Here is a 15,303-nt window from a genome sequence, read left to right as displayed (position 1 = left end):
ACATCAGCGCGGAAGAGGAAACCGGATGGGAAACCGATCGGAAGACCGCCCCGGGGACCGGCTCACTCCGCCGGCTCGACCCCCGCCCGCAGCAGCCCGTACGTGTACGCGTCCTCCAGGGCCTGCCACGAGGCGGCGATGACGTTCTCCGCGACGCCCACCGTGGACCACTCCCCCGTCCCGTCGGTCGTCGAGATCAGGACCCTGGTGGTGGACTGGGTGCCGTGCACGCCCTCCAGGATGCGGACCTTGTAGTCGACGAGGTCGAGCTTGGCCAGCTCCGGGTAGATCTTCTCCAGGGCGACGCGCAGCGCGCGGTCCAGGGCGTTGACCGGGCCGTTGCCCTCGGCGGTGGCGACGATGCGCTCGCCCTTGGCCCACAGCTTGACCGTCGCCTCGTTGGCGTGGGAGCCGTCGGGACGGTCCTCGGTGATCGCGCGCCAGGACTCGACGTCGAAGTACTTCAGCGGCCTGCCCTCGGCCTCCGCCCGCAGCAGCAGCTCGAAGCTGGCGTCCGCGGCCTCGTAGGTGTAGCCCGCCAGCTCCCGCTCCTTGACCCGCTCGACGACCCGGCCGACCAGCTCGCGGTCGCCGCCGAGGTCGATGCCGAGCTCCTTGCCCTTGAGCTCGATGGAGGCGCGGCCGGCCATGTCGGAGACCAGCATCCGCATGGTGTTGCCGACCAGCTCCGGGTCGATGTGCTGGTACAGGTCCGGGTCGACCTTGATGGCGGAGGCGTGCAGGCCGGCCTTGTGCGCGAAGGCGGAGACGCCCACGTAGGGCTGGTGGGTGGAGGGCGTGAGGTTGACGACCTCGGCGATGGCGTGGGAGATGCGGGTCATGTCGCGCAGCCGGCCCTCGGGCAGCACCTGCTTGCCGTACTTCAGTTCCAGCGCGGCCACGACCGGGAACAGGTTGGCGTTGCCGACGCGCTCGCCGTAGCCGTTGGCCGTGCACTGCACGTGGGTGGCGCCGGCGTCGACCGCGGCGAGGGTGTTGGCGACCGCGCAGCCGGTGTCGTCCTGGGCGTGGATGCCGAGCCGGGCGCCGGTGTCGGCGAGCACCGTGGCGACCACGGCCTGGATCTGCGCCGGGAGCATGCCGCCGTTGGTGTCGCACAGGACGACCACGTCGGCGCCCGCCTCGGAGGCGGCACGGACGACGGCCTTGGCGTACTCGGGGTTGGCGCGGTAGCCGTCGAAGAAGTGCTCGCAGTCGACGAAGACCCGGCGGCCCTGGGCCTTGAGGTGGGAGACCGTGTCCGCGACCATGGCGAGGTTCTCGTCGAGGGTGGTGCGCAGGGCCAGTTCGACGTGCCGGTCGTGGGACTTGGCGACCAGGGTGATCACCTCGGCGCCGGACTCCAGCAGCGCCCTGACCTGGTGGTCCTCGGCGGCGGTGGCGCCCGCGCGGCGCGTGGAGCCGAAGGCGACCAGCTGGGCGTGCTTGAAGTCGATCTCCTGGCGGGCGCGGGAGAAGAACTCGGTGTCCCGCGGGTTCGCGCCGGGCCAGCCCCCCTCGATGAAGCCCACGCCGAAGTCGTCCAGGTGCCGTGCGATGGCCAGCTTGTCCGCGACGGTGAGGTTGATGCCCTCGCGCTGCGCGCCGTCGCGCAGGGTGGTGTCGAAGACGTGGAACGAATCGTCGAGTTCGCTGGTTGCGGTCATGATCTGAAGGCTCCTGTATGGGATCTCGGTCTACCGGAATGACCGGTTCCACCGTCCGTCTATGATCCCTCGCGCTCTCTTCCCGGCTGGGGGTGGGCCAGGAAAACGAAAAACCTCTCGCGGGTGCGAGAGGTCTGCGCGCGGGTCGAGGACGACGGTGTCCACCCGTACCTGGTCGTACGTGGTGGTCACTGCGGACCGGCGCGCCTGCTGCCAATAATCATGGCGAACGAGAGCACGGTGGCAGTCTGGCACAGTCCGTCCCCCTGCTCACCGCCCGTCTCAGGATGCGAGAACGTCCGTCCGGAACCGGACGCTCAGGCTTCGGCGTAGAGACCGTCCACCAGGAACTCCCGCACGTGGCCGAGCACCTGTGCCCGGTCCGTGCCGCGCAGCCCGATCGCCACGTGGATGGCGAAGCCGTCGAGGAGGGCGCGCAGCCGGGAGGCGAAGCGGTCGGGGTCGACGGACCGGAACTCGCCGCGTGAGACGCCCTCGGCGAGCAGCGCGACCAGGTCGCGGTGCCAGGCGCCCTCGATGGCGGCCTGCCGGTCGCGGGCGTCGGACTCGCCGGCGGCGCTCTGTGAGCGGTTCCAGACCTCGAGCCACAGTGTCCAGTGCGGGTCGCGGTGGCCCTCGGGGACGTACAGGTCGACGTAGGCGTCGAGGCGTTCGCGCGCGGTGCCGGCGCGGGTGAGCAGGCGCCCGCGTTCGGCGCCGAGGCGGCCCTCGCTCCACTCCAGGGTGCGCAGCAGCAGTTCGTCCTTGGAGTGGAAGTAGTAGAGGAGGTGGCCGCTGCTCATGCCGACCTCGCGCCCGAGGGCCGCCATGGTCAGTTTCTCCAGGCCGCGCTCGGCGATCATCTCCATGGCGGCGGCGAGCACGTCCTCGCGCGGCGGGGCCGGTCTGCGCCCACCACCGGCCATGTCCGCGCTCCTAGGTCCTCGGCTGCTGCTGTGTGATGCAGTGGATGCCTCCACCGCCCGCGAAGATCGTACGCGCGTCCACGAGCGTCACCGTGCGCTCGGGGAACAGGCGGCGGAAGATGCCCGCCGCGAGTTCGTCGTTCGGGTCGTCGAAGGCGCACAGGACGACGCCGCCGTTGCACAGGTAGTGGTTGATGTACGAGTAGTCGACCCAGTCGCCGTCCTCGTCCTTCAGGACGGTGGGGGCGGGAACCTCGACGACCTCCAGGCGGCGGCCCCTGGCGTCGGTCTGGCCGCGGAGGATCTCCAGGTACATCTGTGAGCGGGCGTGGTCGGGGTGGCCGGGGTCGCGCTGGCTGTGCACGACGACGGTGCCCGGCCGGGCGAAGGCCGCGACGATGTCGACGTGGCCCTGGGTGCCGTACCTGCCGTAGTCACCGGTCAGGCCGTGCGGGAGCCAGATCGCCTTGGTGGTGCCGAGCTTGGCGTGGATCTCCGCCTCGACCTCCCCGCGACTCCAGCCGGGGTTGCGGCCGGGGCCGAGCTGGACGGTGTCGGTCAGCAGGACCGTGCCCTCCCCGTCGACGTGGATCGCGCCGCCCTCGTTGACGAGCGTGCTGCCCAGCACGGGGGCGCCGACGAGGTCCGCGACATGGCGGGCGATCTTGGAGTCGTGCTCCCAGCGGGCCCAGTCCTGGGCGCCCCAGCCGTTGAACACCCAGTCGACGGCGGCCAGCCCGCCCTTCCCGTCCGTCACGAAGGTCGGGCCGATGTCCCGCATCCAGGCGTCGTCCAGCTCGCGCTCCACCAGGTCGACCTCCGGGCCGAGCAGCTCGCGCGCCCCGTCGCCCTGGCCGGGCCCGTGCACCACCGTCACCGGCTCGAAACGGCGCACCGCGCGGGCGACGGAGGCCCAGGCCGCACGGGCCTCGGCCAGCTCCCCGTCGTTCGTGAACGTCGGGTTGGGGCCGGGCCAGGCCATCCAGGTGCGTTCGTGCGGGGCCCACTCGGCGGGCATGCGGAAGGTCATGGAGGTGTCCCAGGAGGTCGGAGGAACGTACGTCAGAGGAAGTAGAGACGGTTGAGCGAGACCGAATCGGCCGGTTCCGAGCGCAGCGGGTCCCCGTCGAGGGTGACGAGTCCGGTGCGCTGGTCGACGTCGACCGCGCCGGTACGGGAGTTCAGGCGCAGGTCGGCCGGGCCGATGCCGCGCGTGCCGCGCACGGCGACCCGGCGCCGCCGGGTCGGCATGGTGTCGTTGCCCTGGTCGAGGGCGGCCTGCGCGACGAAGGCCACCGATATCTCGGCCGGCGTGGCACCGTGGGCGCCGAACTGCGGACCCAGGACGAGCGGTTCGCAGGTGTCGGTGGCCGCGTTCGGGTCGCCGACCACGCCGTACGCCGGGAAGCCCGACTTGAGGACGAGCTGGGGCTTGGCGCCGAAGTGGTCCGGGCGCCAGAGCACGATGTCGGCCAGCTTGCCCACCTCGATCGAGCCGACCTCGTGGGACAGGCCGTGGGCGATGGCGGGGTTGACGGTCAGCTTGGCCATGTAACGCAGGACGCGCTCGTTGTCGTCGTCCCCGTCGGCGCCGAACTGGGCCTTCATCTTCCCGGCCATGGCGAAGGTGCGGCGGACCGTCTCACCGGCCCGCCCCATGCCCTGCGCGTCCGACGACGTGATGCCGATGGCGCCCAGGTCGTGCAGCACGTCCTCGGCGCCCATGGTCCCGGCGCGGATGCGGTCGCGGGCCATGGCGGCGTCGCCGGGCAGGTCGGTCTTGAGGTCGTGGACGGAGACGATCATGCCGTAGTGCTCGGCGACCGCGTCCCGGCCGAAGGGCAGTGTGGGGTTGGTGGAGGAGCCGATGACGTTGGGCACGCCGGCCATCTTCAGCACGTTCGGGACGTGTCCGCCGCCGCAGCCCTCGATGTGGAAGGCGTGGATGGTGCGGCCCTCCAGGACGCGGAGGGTGTCCTCGACGGAGAGGCACTCGTTCAGTCCGTCGCTGTGCAGGGCGACCTGGACGTCGTGCTCCTCGGCGACGCGCAGGGCGGTGTCGAGGGCCCGGGTGTGGGCGCCCATGTCCTCGTGCACCTTGAAGCCGCTCGCCCCGCCCTCGGCGAGGGCCTCGATCAGCGGCGCCTCGTGGGACGAGGAACCCCGGCCGAGGAAGCCGATGTTGACCGGCCAGGCGTCGAAGGCGCCGAACGCGTGCTTCAGCGCCCAGGGCGAGTTGACGCCGACGCCCCACACCGGGCCGAACTCCTGCCCGATGACCGTCGTCACGCCGGAGGCGAGGGACGCCTCCATGATGCGCGGGGAGAGCAGGTGGACGTGGGTGTCGACGGCTCCGGCGGTGGCGATGAGCCCTTCGCCGGACACGATGGTGGTGCCGGTGCCGACCACGACGTCGACCCCGTCGAGGGTGTCGGGGTTGCCGGCCCGTCCGATGCCGCTGATCCGCCCCTCGCGGATGCCGATCGACACCTTCCTGATGCCCTGGACGGCGTCGATCACGACGACGTTGCTGATCACGACGTCGCAGGTCTCGCGGACGGCGGCGGCCTTGAGGTGCAGTCCGTCGCGGGCGGTCTTGCCGAAGCCGGCGAGGAACTCGTCGCCGGGCAGCTGGCTGTCGGACTCGACGCGGATGACCAGCCCCGAGTCGCCGAGCCGGACCCGGTCGCCGGCGCGGGGGCCGTGGGTGGCGGCGTAGGCGTGCGGGTCGACGTGGACCGACTCGCTGATCTCGCGTCCCTTCGAGCGGCTCATCGCCCGCCTCCTTCCGGTGTGGTGATCCCCAGGTAGCCGCAGGCCGCGGCCCGCCGCAGCGCCTCCTCCTTCGCGCCCGGCGCGTCCAGCGGACCGTCGACCAGGCCGGCGAAGCCGACCGCGATCCGCCGCCCGCCGATGGGCACGAGACCGACCTCGGCGCTCTGACCGGGCCCGAAGCGGACCGAGGACCCGGCGGGGACGGCGAGACGCATGCCGTAGGCCCGTTCGCGGTCGAAGTCGAGGCGCGGGTTGGCCTCGAAGAAGTGGAAGTGGGAGGTCACGGAGACGGGCACGGTCGCCGTGTTGGTGACGGGCAGGCGCACCGCCGCCTCGGGCTCGGCGTGGTCGGGCCCGGGCAGCAGGGCACCCGGCGCCTCCCGGCCCAGCCCGCCCCCGATGGGGTCGGAGACGACGGCGAGCCGGGACCCGTCGTCGAAGACGGCCTCCACGTGCACCTCGGTGACCACGTCCGCGACGCCCGGCAGCACGTCGTCCGGACCCAGCACCGACCGGGCGCTCTCGATCGCCTCCGCGAGCCGGGCGCCGTCCCGGGCGGCCTCGCACACGGTGTCCGCTATCAGCGCGGTCGCCTCCGGCACGTTGAGCCGGAGTCCACGGGCACGGCGGGCCCGGGCCAGCTCGGCCGCCCCGAAGAGCAGCAGCCGGTCACGTTCCGTGGGAGTCAGTCTCACGACGTGGCACCTCCTTGCCGTCCACAGATTAGAGCATCACTCTAAACATCGATTCCCCACGACGGAACCATTGACGGACGGTCGGGGCAGACGTCACATTGAGCGTCGCTCTAAACCGTGGCCGCCGTCGAAGGAGACCAGCCATGCCGATCGAACAGCGCGGAGTCGACACCATCCCCGAGGAGGAACGCACCAGCGGGCCGCGGGACCTCGTCTCGATCCTGCTGGGCTCCAATCTCTGCCTCGGCGTGATCGTCTTCGGCTGGCTGCCGCCGTCCTTCGGCCTGGGCTGGTGGGCGTCGGTCACCTCGGTGGTGGCGGGCACGGTCGTCGGCACCCTGTTCACGGCACCGCTGGCCCTGGTCTCCCTGCGCACCGGCACCAACCTGTCCACGTCGTCCGGCGCCCAGTTCGGCGTGCGCGGACGGCTGGTCGGCTCGGTGGTCGGGCTCCTCCTGGCCCTCGGCTACACCGCGCTGACCGTGTGGATCGGCGGGGACGTGATGATGGGTGTGCTCGGCCGGCTCTTCGGCCTGCCGCAGGGCCAAGCCGCGTACGCCGTCGTCTACGGGCTGCTCGCCGCGGCGACCGTCGCCGGCGCGGTCTACGGCTACCGGGTGCTGCTCGCCATGTCCCGGCTGCTGGCGTTCGCCATGACCGCCCTGCTGGTCCTCGGCGTGATCGCCTACGCCCCCGACTTCACCACCGCCGCGCTGCCGGAGGCGGGCGGCTACCTGCTGGGCGGGTTCTGGCCGACCTGGCTGCTGGCCGCCGTGGCCGCGGGACTGTCCGGACCGATCGCCTTCATCACGCTGCTCGGCGACTACACCCGCTACATCTCCCCGGCCCGCTTCTCCTCCCGCCGGGTGCTGCACGCCACCTGGCTCGGGCTGATGCTGGGTCTGCTGGTGCCGCAGCTCTTCGGCACCTTCACCTCGTACGCCGCCCGCGCCGCCCTGGACTACGCGGGCCCGCTGGTCGACGCGGCGCCCACCTGGTATCTGGTGCCGCTGCTGCTCGCCGCCTCCGCCGGCTCGGTCGGCAACGCGGGGCTGATGCTGTACTCCATGGGTCTGGACCTGGACGCCATCCTGCCGCGCGCCTCCCGCGCCCGGGCCACCTGCGCGGTCGCGGTGGTCGCCACGGCCTGCGTCTTCGCCGGGCACTACGCGTGGGACGCGCAGTCGGCGATGACGTCCTTCGTGCTGCTGCTGACGGCGATCGGCACCCCGTGGGCGGTCGTCACGATGATCGGCTTCGTGCGCTGCGGCGGGGAGTACGACGCCGACGCGCTCCAGGTCTTCAACCGCCGGGCGCGGGGCGGGGCCTACTGGTACCGCGCCGGCTGGAACGTCCCGGCCACGGCGGCCTGGGCGGCGGGCGCGGTGGTCGGCGTGCTGGCGGTGTCCCTGCCGTCGTACGAGGGTCCGCTGCTGGCCTTCACCGGCGGGGTGGATTGCAGCTTCCTGCTGTCGGGGCTGGTGGGCGGGGTGGTGTACCTGCTCCTGCCGCAGCCCCGGGCTCGCACTCGGCAGAGCCCGGGGGTGGCCGAAGCAGCCCGCTTGGGGGCGCCCCCTCTGGGGGAGCTCGAGGACGAGGCCGTTTAGGCCGAAGCGGGGGTCTGGGGGCGGCAGCCCCCAGTGCGGCCCGCCCCTGCAGCGGGGCCTCAGACCAGCCGGTGCATCCAGCCGTGCTTGTCCTCGGCGGTACCCCGCTGGATGTCCAGCAGCGCGTCGCGGAGCCGCCGCGTCACCTCACCGGGCTCGCCCCCGCTCTGCTGCCACTGCGCTCCGGCGCGCTTCACCGTGCCGACCGGCGTGATCACGGCCGCCGTACCGCAGGCGAAGACCTCGGTGAGCGTGCCGTTCTCCGAGTCGCGCTGCCACTGGTCGACGGAGACGCGGCCCTCCTCGGCCTCGTAGCCGAGGTCGCGGGCGACGGTGAGGAGGGAGTCGCGGGTGACGCCCTCGAGGATGGAGCCGGTGAGGGTGGGCGTGACGATCTTGTCGCCGTAGACGAAGTACAGGTTCATGCCGCCCAGTTCCTCGACCCACTTGTGCTCGACCGCGTCGAGGTAGCAGACCTGGTCGCAGCCCTTGGCCGCCGCCTCGGCCTGCGCGAGCAGCGACGCCGCGTAGTTGCCGCCGGTCTTGGCGTCGCCCATGCCGCCGGGGACGGCGCGGACGCGGTCCTCGGAGACCCAGATGGAGACCGGCTTGACGCCGCCCGGGAAGTAGGCGCCCGCCGGGGAGGCGATGACGAGGAAGAGATACTCGTTGGCGGGCTTCACGCCCAGGCCGACCTCGGTCGCGATCATGAACGGACGCAGGTAGAGGGACTCCTCACCGCCGTGCGCGGGGACCCACTTCTCGTCCTGCTTCACCAGCGCGTCGCACGCCTCGATGAAGGTGTCGACCGGGAGCTCGGGCATGCCCAGGCGGCGCGACGAGGCCTGGAAGCGGGCGCCGTTCTTCTCCGGACGGAAGGTGGCGACGGAGCCGTCGGGCCGGCGGTAGGCCTTCAGTCCCTCGAAGATCTCCTGCGCGTAGTGCAGGACCATGGTGGCCGGGTCGAGGGAGAGCGGGGCGTACGGCACGAGCTGACCGTCGTGCCAGCCGCGGCCCTCGGTCCACTTGATCGTCACCATGTGATCGGTGAAGTGGCGGCCGAACCCGGGGTTGGCCAGGATCGCCTGGCGCTCTGCGTCGGAGAGCGGGTTGGCGGAGGGCTTGAGCTCGATCGTGGGCGTCGTCATGGGTTGATGTCCTTCACCGGTTTGATTGTGACGGGCCGCTGTCACGCCCGTACGGCCGGTGGCCGGTGCTAGGACGTCCGAGCATTCCCTCATGTCGCGGCTTCGCGTTCGATTATCGCGCGTGGCCCGTGACGGATGAAACGGGGTGAATGCGGCCCAGGGTTCGATGGTCGCACCTGGCGGACGCAGGTGAAAGCCGCCGGGTGCCTTGTTTTTCGGACCCGGCGGCTTCCAGAGGTTGGTTTTCGAGTGCGCCGAGTCAGCCGGCTACTCGTACGGCGAGCGCGTCGCCGATCTCCGAGGTGGAGCGGCCGGGCTTGTCCGCGCGCTCGCCGAGGTCGGCCGAGACCGCGTCCTCGATGCGGGCGGCCTCGGCCTCGTAGCCGAGGTGGCGCAGCAGCAGGGCGACGGACAGCACCGTGGCGGTGGGGTCGGCCTTGCCCTGGCCGGCGATGTCGGGCGCGGAACCGTGGACCGGCTCGAACATCGAGGGGAACTCGCCGGACGGGTTGATGTTCCCGCTCGCGGCGACGCCGATGCCGCCGGAGACGGCCGCGGCGAGGTCGGTGATGATGTCGCCGAAGAGGTTGTCGGTGACGATGACGTCGAAGCGTTCGGGCTGGGTGACCAGGTAGATGGTCGCCGCGTCGACGTGCATGTACTCGGTGGTGACCTCGGGGTACTCCTCGGCCACCTTGTTGAAGACGTTCGTCCACAGGTGACCGGCGAAGGTCAGCACGTTGTTCTTGTGGATCAGCGCCAGCTTCTTGCGCGGGCGGGCCTGCGCGCGGGCGAAGGCGTCGCGCACGACGCGCTCGACACCGTAGGCCGTGTTGACGGAGACCTCGGTGGCGACCTCGTGCTCGGTGCCCTTGCGGATGGTGCCGCCGTTGCCGGTGTACGGGCCCTCGGTGCCCTCGCGGACGACGACGAAGTCGATCTCCGGCTGCCCGGCGAGCGGGGTGGCGACTCCGGGCAGGAGCTTGCTCGGCCGCAGGTTGACGTGGTGGTCGAAGGCGAAGCGGAGCTTGAGCAGGAAGCCGCGCTCCAGGACGCCGGACGGCACCGAGGGGTCGCCGATCGCGCCGAGCAGGATGGCGTCGTGTGCCTTGAGGGCGTCGAGGTCGGCGTCGGTGAGGGTCTCACCGGTGGCGTGGTAGCGCCGGGCGCCGAAGTCGAACTCCTTGGTCTCCAGCTTCACATCCTGGGGAAGGACGGCGGAGAGGACCTTCAGACCTTCGGCCACGACCTCCTGGCCGATGCCGTCACCGGGAATCACTGCGAGTTTGATGCTGGGAGACATGACGGCACCCTACTCCTCGTCCCACGGGATGACATGAGGCGTCCGGCATGCGGACGCCGCTGTCGTCCGCGCGCCGTCCGCGCGGCTCAGTGACCGGTGGCGCCGCCGTTGTCACGGCGGTCGAGGGCGCGCTGGAGGGCGGCGGCTGCGTTCTTGCGGTCGGAGTCGCTGGTACGGGAGAGGTGGCGGACTCGGCGGCGGACGGTGGTCTCGGCCATGGGAATCGACTCCTTCGGCACAGCACACGGGGGTGCGGAGAAAGGGGGATTGCGAGAGGCCGGAAGGGGCGGGGAGCGCGGCGCCGCAGGGGTTGCCTGCACGGGGCCCGGCTCACGACCGCCCTTCGCTCGATCGAGCGGGACGTTCGGCTCCTACAAAGCTAAGGGAGCACGGAGCGTCTGTCTCCACAATTACTCGGACTTCCTACTATCTGAGACAGTGGCCTCGACCACACCGCGCTGACCTGCGAAAACGCCGACGGGCCAGGTCGCGTGACCTGGCCCGTCGGCGGGCGTACCGAGGAGGCGTCAGCCCATGTGCGGGTACGCGTAGTCGGTCGGGGCGACCAGCGTCTCCTTGATGGCGCGGGTCAGGGTCCAGCGCATCAGGTTCTGCGGGGCACCGGCCTTGTCGTTGGTGCCGGAGGCACGGCCGCCGCCGAAGGGCTGCTGGCCGACGACGGCGCCGGTCGACTTGTCGTTGATGTAGAAGTTGCCGGCCGCGTAGCGCAGCTTCTCCATCGTGTACGCCGCCGCGGCGCGGTCGTTGGAGATGACCGACCCGGTGAGCGCGTAGTCGGACACCGACTCCATCTGGGTCAGCATCTCGTCGTACTTGTCGTCCTCGTAGACGTACACGGCGAGGATCGGGCCGAAGTACTCGGTGCGGAAGACCTCGTTCTCCGGGTCGGTGCACTCGATGACGGTCGGGCGGACGAAGTAGCCGACCGAGTCGTCGTAGGAGCCGCCCGCCACGATCGTGCAGGCGTCGTCCTCCTTGGCGCGGTCGATGGCGGCCTTGTTCTTGGCGAAGGACCGCTCGTCGATGACGGCGCCGATGAAGTTCGACAGGTCGGTGACGTCGCCCATGGTGAGGTAGTCGACCTCGGCGGCGAACTCCTCCTTGAAGCCGTCGTTCCAGATGGACGCCGGGATGTACGCGCGGGAGGTGGCGCTGCACTTCTGGCCCTGGTACTCGAAGGCACCGCGGGTCAGGGCGGTCTTCAGCACGGCGCGGTCGGCGCTCGGGTGGGCGACGAGGAAGTCCTTGCCGCCGGTCTCGCCGACCAGGCGCGGGTAGGTGCGGTACTTCTCGATGTTGTTGCCGACCGTCTTCCACAGGTGCTGGAAGGTCTTGGTCGAGCCGGTGAAGTGGATGCCCGCGAGGTCCCGGTGCTCCAGGGCGACCTCGGAGACCGCGATGCCGTCGCCGGTGACCAGGTTGATGACGCCCTTGGGCAGCCCGGCCTCCTCCAGGAGCTGCATCAGCAGCACGGCGGCGTGCGTCTGGGTCGGGGACGGCTTCCAGACCACCACGTTGCCCATCAGGGCCGGGGCGGTGGGCAGGTTGGCCGCGATCGCGCTGAAGTTGAACGGCGTGATCGCGTAGACGAAGCCCTCCAGCGGGCGGTGGTCCATGCGGTTCCACACGCCCTGGGAGTTGGCCGGGGGCTGCTCGGCCAGGATGTTGCGGGCGTAGTGGACGTTGAAGCGCCAGAAGTCGATCAGCTCGCAGGGGCTGTCGATCTCGGCCTGCTGGGCCGTCTTGGACTGGCCGAGCATCGTGGAGGCGGCGATGGTCTCGCGCCACGGGCCGGACAGCAGCTCGGCGGCGCGCAGGATGATCGCCGCGCGGTCGTCGAAGGACATCGCGCGCCAGGCCGGGGCGGCGGCCAGGGCGGCGTCGATCGCGTCCTGGGCGTCCTGCTGGGTGGCGTTCGCGTACGTGCCCAGGCGCGCCTTGTGGTTGTGCGGCTGCACGACGTCGAAGCGCTCGCCGCCGCCCATCCGCTTCACGCCGCCGATGGTGCAGGGCAGGTCGACCGGGTTGTCGGCCAGCTCCTTGAGCTTGGCCTCCAGACGGGCACGCTCGGGCGAGCCGGGGGCGTAGCCGTGCACCGGCTCGTTGACGGGGGTGGGGACCTGGGTCACAGCGTCCATGGGTTCCGTAACTCCTTTAACTGAGCGGTCTTGCGAGCGGGTGGGCTCAGCCCTTGCTGACCATCGAGCGGGCGAAGAACCGGAGGTTGGCCGGCTTCTCCGCCAGACGGCGCATGAAGTAGCCGTACCAGTCGGTGCCGTAGGCGGTGTACACGCGCATGCGGTGGCCCTCGGCGGCGAGCCGCAGGTGCTCGTCGCCGCGGATGCCGTACAGCATCTGGAACTCGTACTCGTCGAGCTTGCGCCCGGCGGTCCGGGCCAGCTCCTGCGCGATGGAGATCAGACGCGGGTCGTGCGACCCGATCATCGGGTAGCCCTCGCCCTCCATCAGCGTCCGCAGAATGCGCACGTACGCCTTGTCGATCTCGTGGCGCTGCTGGTACGCGACCTCGGCGGGCTCCTTGTAGGCGCCCTTCACCAACCGTACGCGAGAGCCGTTGTCGGCGAGCCGGCGCGCGTCGGCCTCGGTGCGGAAGAGGTACGCCTGGATGACGCAGCCGGTCTGCGGGAAGTCCTTCCGCAGCTCCTCGTGGATGGCGAACATCGAGTCGAGGGTGGTGTGGTCCTCGGCGTCGAGGGTGACGGTGGTGCCGATCTCGGCGGCGGCCTCGACGACCGGGCGGACGTTGGCGAGGGCCAGCTCGTGGCCGCCGTCCAGCGCCTGGCCGAACATCGACAGCTTCACCGACATCTCGGCGCGGGTGCCGAGGTCCAGCGGCTTGAGCCGGTCGACCAGCTCCAGGTACGCGTCGCGGGCGGCCTCGGCCTGCGCGGGGGTGGTGATGTCCTCGCCGACGACGTCCATCGTCAGCTCCAGGCCCCGATCGGTCAGCTCCTGGACGATCGGAACGATCTGATCGACCGTCTCGCCGGGGATGAACCGGTCGACGACCGGCTTGGTCACGGGCGCGGCGGAAACCAGCCGACGCATCCGGTCGCTGCGCGACGCGGCGAGAATCACGGGACCCAGCACGGGGCACCTCCACTTACCAACCAACACAGGGCCGTCCACCCGACGTTTCGGGAACGGCACGGAGAACCACCGTGAAATCTAAGGATGACCCCGATCGTGGGCCATCGACAGCTGTCACGCATCCGTGCCGCGGATCTCAGACAGATGTATGAAGGCGGCGCACAAATGCGGCAGAATGCCCGGGTGACGTCGGATTCCAGAGCTTCCGCAGGCTCCGGTGGTACCAGTGGCGACTACCAGGAGCTGATCGACGAGATCTCCGAGCTGCTGGGCGCCCCCGCGACCCTGGAGAACCGCGACTTCGAGCTGATCGCCTTCGGCGCCTACGACAGCGAGGGCGACCTCGATCCCTCCGTCCTGGACCCGGTGCGCACCCGCTCGATCCTGACCCGGCGCTCCACCGCCGCCGTCCGGGCCTGGTTCGAGGGCTTCGGCATCACCCGCGCCAAGGGCCCGGTCCGCATCCCGCCGACCCCGGAGGCGGGGGTCTACCGCGGCCGCACCTGCCTGCCGGTACGCCATCGGGGTGTCGTCCTCGGCTACGTGTGGCTGCTGGACACCGACCCCGTCCCGACCGATCGGCAGCTGGCGGCCGCCATGGAGGTGACCGGCCGGATCGGCGCGCTGCTCGCGGACGAGGCGCAGCACGGCGCCGACCTGAGCCGGGAGCTGCGGGCGGTGCTGACCGCCGAGCGCGACTGGCAGCGGGACATGGCGGTGGCCGAACTGCGCACCGCGCTCGGCGCCCGCGCGGACACCCCGCACGCGGTGGTGTGCGTGGCGCCCTGGCCGTCGGCCGATCCCGACGACGCCCCGTCGGTCCGTACGGTGCCGGGGGCGACGGCGCTGTGCACCGTGCCGTGGGGCGCCTCGGCCCAGTCGCTGGCGCTGCTGGTGCGGCTGCGGTCGGCGGACGTGCTGACCCCGGCGGCCTCGGCGGCGGGACGGCTGCTGGAACGGGCGCGGGGCACGGCGGCCGGGGCGACCGGGCCGGCGGCCGGGGCGGTGGCGGCGGCCCGGACGGGCGCGGGGACGGCGGCGGGGGTCTCCGCCCCGCGCACCGGCCTGGCGGAGCTCGGGGCAGCCTGGCAGGAGGCATCGGCGGCGGCCCGGGCGGCACGCGCCGAGAGCCGGTTCGGGCCGGTCGCCGAGTGGACGTCCATCGGGGCGTTCCGGCTGCTGACCGCGCTGCCGCCCCGGTCGGCCGACGACCCCGCCGTACGGGTGCTGCTCTCCCCCGCGCACCGCGAACTGGCCCGCACCGCCGAGGTCTACCTGGACTGCGCGGGCCAGGCCGGCCGTACCGCCGCCGAACTGGGCGTCCACCGCCAGACCCTGTACTACCGCCTGTCCCGCGTGGAGCAGCTGACGGGCCTGGATCTGGACGACGGGGAGGACCGGCTGCTGCTGCACATGGCCCTGAAGGCCGCACGGCTGTGAGCGTGCTCAGCCCTTCCGGACGCCCTCGACCACCTGGCGCAGCCCCTCGGCGAGCCGGTCGGCCTCGGGGGCGTACTGCGGGCCGAACGACCACTGGACCATCAGGCCCATCAGCAGCGTGACGTAGAAGCCGCCGAGCGTGTCGACGGTCTCCTCCGGAACGTCTTCCTCCCGGCCGCCCATGAAGAGCGTCACGAGGCCGCGCGCCCCCTCCCGCTGAGCACGTGCCAGGTGATCCCGCACCTCGGGGAGTTCGTCACCCAGGGCCACGATCTCCATGCTGAGCCGCCACAGCGATCCCGGATCGCGCATCGTGCCGATGATGTTCGCGTACACCGCCGTGAACCGCTCCATCGAGCCGGGCTCACCGGGCAGGTCGGCCCCGGCGTCGCCCTCGAAGGCGCCGGACATCGCCTCGATGAGCTCGATGTAGGCCTGTGCGAGCAGCGCGTCCTTCGAGCCGTAGTGGTAGCCGATCGAGGCCAGGTTGGTGCCCGACTCCTTGACGATGTCCCGCGCGGTCGTCCGCGCGAACCCCTTCCGCAGCAGGCTGCGCTTGGCACCTTCGAGCAGGTCTTCGCGGTGTCCCATGGCCCCACCCTATCGCCGG

The 15,303-nt window shown here is 71.3% G+C and carries 13 protein-coding genes; 2 read left to right on the top strand and 11 right to left on the bottom strand.

The genetic code is table 11. The annotated features are described in order from the left end of the window. Positions 1-62: 62 nt before the first annotated feature. The 5 genes from cimA to ureA all read right to left on the bottom strand — a co-directional run bounded on the left by cimA (position 63) and on the right by ureA (position 6,063). The gene (gene cimA, locus ACFW47_RS27860) at positions 63-1,667 is read right to left on the bottom strand and encodes a citramalate synthase (RefSeq protein ID WP_386284754.1); all 1,605 of its coding nucleotides are present in this window, start codon (positions 1,665-1,667) and stop codon (positions 63-65) included. 317 nt (positions 1,668-1,984) lie between these two features. Further along, entirely contained in the window at positions 1,985-2,593 is a 609-nt protein-coding gene (locus ACFW47_RS27855; protein WP_386284752.1) for a TetR/AcrR family transcriptional regulator, read from the bottom strand. Between the two features lie 10 nt (positions 2,594-2,603). Then, a complete protein-coding gene (locus ACFW47_RS27850; protein ID WP_386307478.1) occupies positions 2,604-3,623 on the bottom strand; it encodes an agmatine/peptidylarginine deiminase in 1,020 nt (339 codons plus the stop codon). Between the two features lie 32 nt (positions 3,624-3,655). Next, complete coding sequence (locus ACFW47_RS27845) at positions 3,656-5,368, bottom strand: urease subunit alpha (RefSeq protein WP_386284578.1); 1,713 nt, start codon at positions 5,366-5,368, stop codon at positions 3,656-3,658. After that, a complete protein-coding gene (gene ureA / locus ACFW47_RS27840) occupies positions 5,365-6,063 on the bottom strand; it encodes an urease subunit gamma (protein WP_386284576.1) in 699 nt (232 codons plus the stop codon). Before ureA ends, ACFW47_RS27845 begins: the two co-directional genes overlap by 4 nt. Positions 6,064-6,206: 143 nt before the next feature. Here ureA and ACFW47_RS27835 point away from each other — a divergent pair, with 143 nt between their 5' ends. Further along, entirely contained in the window at positions 6,207-7,670 is a 1,464-nt protein-coding gene (locus ACFW47_RS27835) for a cytosine permease (RefSeq protein ID WP_386307476.1), read from the top strand. 59 nt (positions 7,671-7,729) lie between these two features. Here the strand turns inward: ACFW47_RS27835 and ACFW47_RS27830 are convergent, their stop codons facing one another. The 5 genes from ACFW47_RS27830 to ACFW47_RS27810 all read right to left on the bottom strand — a co-directional run bounded on the left by ACFW47_RS27830 (position 7,730) and on the right by ACFW47_RS27810 (position 13,253). Then, complete coding sequence (locus tag ACFW47_RS27830; protein WP_386307475.1) at positions 7,730-8,818, bottom strand: branched-chain amino acid aminotransferase; 1,089 nt, start codon at positions 8,816-8,818, stop codon at positions 7,730-7,732. Positions 8,819-9,077: 259 nt separating this feature from the next. After that, positions 9,078-10,121 (bottom strand): 3-isopropylmalate dehydrogenase, encoded by a 1,044-nt coding sequence (locus tag ACFW47_RS27825; RefSeq protein ID WP_386307474.1) that lies wholly within the window; start codon positions 10,119-10,121, stop codon positions 9,078-9,080. An 86-nt stretch (positions 10,122-10,207) separates the two neighbouring features. Next, positions 10,208-10,339 (bottom strand): hypothetical protein, encoded by a 132-nt coding sequence (locus ACFW47_RS27820; RefSeq protein WP_007444772.1) that lies wholly within the window; start codon positions 10,337-10,339, stop codon positions 10,208-10,210. A 309-nt stretch (positions 10,340-10,648) separates the two neighbouring features. After that, positions 10,649-12,280 (bottom strand): L-glutamate gamma-semialdehyde dehydrogenase, encoded by a 1,632-nt coding sequence (gene pruA, locus ACFW47_RS27815; protein ID WP_386284567.1) that lies wholly within the window; start codon positions 12,278-12,280, stop codon positions 10,649-10,651. Between the two features lie 46 nt (positions 12,281-12,326). Continuing rightward, the gene (locus ACFW47_RS27810) at positions 12,327-13,253 is read right to left on the bottom strand and encodes a proline dehydrogenase family protein (protein ID WP_386284565.1); all 927 of its coding nucleotides are present in this window, start codon (positions 13,251-13,253) and stop codon (positions 12,327-12,329) included. A 165-nt stretch (positions 13,254-13,418) separates the two neighbouring features. Between ACFW47_RS27810 and ACFW47_RS27805 the strand changes: the two genes are divergently transcribed. After that, entirely contained in the window at positions 13,419-14,693 is a 1,275-nt protein-coding gene (locus ACFW47_RS27805) for a PucR family transcriptional regulator (RefSeq protein WP_386307473.1), read from the top strand. 6 nt (positions 14,694-14,699) lie between these two features. On the opposite strand, the gene ACFW47_RS27800 is transcribed toward ACFW47_RS27805, so the two are convergent. Next, on the bottom strand, positions 14,700-15,284 hold the full coding sequence (locus ACFW47_RS27800; protein WP_383283831.1) for a TetR/AcrR family transcriptional regulator: 585 nt from the start codon (positions 15,282-15,284) through the stop codon (positions 14,700-14,702). Between the last annotated feature and the right edge of the window lie 19 nt (positions 15,285-15,303).

The sequence above is a fragment of the Streptomyces sp. NPDC058796 genome (assembly GCF_042745235.1).
In the GTDB taxonomy this organism is placed as follows: Bacteria; Actinomycetota; Actinomycetes; order Streptomycetales; family Streptomycetaceae; genus Streptomyces.
Note: the sequence above shows the minus strand (reverse complement) of the source record. Positions and strands in the feature narration are given on the sequence as shown.

Coding starts and splice junctions, on each gene's coding strand:
- cimA (WP_386284754.1), bottom strand. CDS start 1,667: ATGACCGCAACCAGCGAACTCGACGATTCGTTCCACGTCTTCGACACC.
- ACFW47_RS27855 (WP_386284752.1), bottom strand. CDS start 2,593: ATGGCCGGTGGTGGGCGCAGACCGGCCCCGCCGCGCGAGGACGTGCTC.
- ACFW47_RS27850 (WP_386307478.1), bottom strand. CDS start 3,623: ATGACCTTCCGCATGCCCGCCGAGTGGGCCCCGCACGAACGCACCTGG.
- ACFW47_RS27845 (WP_386284578.1), bottom strand. CDS start 5,368: ATGAGCCGCTCGAAGGGACGCGAGATCAGCGAGTCGGTCCACGTCGAC.
- ACFW47_RS27835 (WP_386307476.1), top strand. CDS start 6,207: ATGCCGATCGAACAGCGCGGAGTCGACACCATCCCCGAGGAGGAACGC.
- ACFW47_RS27830 (WP_386307475.1), bottom strand. CDS start 8,818: ATGACGACGCCCACGATCGAGCTCAAGCCCTCCGCCAACCCGCTCTCC.
- ACFW47_RS27825 (WP_386307474.1), bottom strand. CDS start 10,121: ATGTCTCCCAGCATCAAACTCGCAGTGATTCCCGGTGACGGCATCGGC.
- ACFW47_RS27820 (WP_007444772.1), bottom strand. CDS start 10,339: ATGGCCGAGACCACCGTCCGCCGCCGAGTCCGCCACCTCTCCCGTACC.
- pruA (WP_386284567.1), bottom strand. CDS start 12,280: ATGGACGCTGTGACCCAGGTCCCCACCCCCGTCAACGAGCCGGTGCAC.
- ACFW47_RS27805 (WP_386307473.1), top strand. CDS start 13,419: ATGCGGCAGAATGCCCGGGTGACGTCGGATTCCAGAGCTTCCGCAGGC.
- ACFW47_RS27800 (WP_383283831.1), bottom strand. CDS start 15,284: ATGGGACACCGCGAAGACCTGCTCGAAGGTGCCAAGCGCAGCCTGCTG.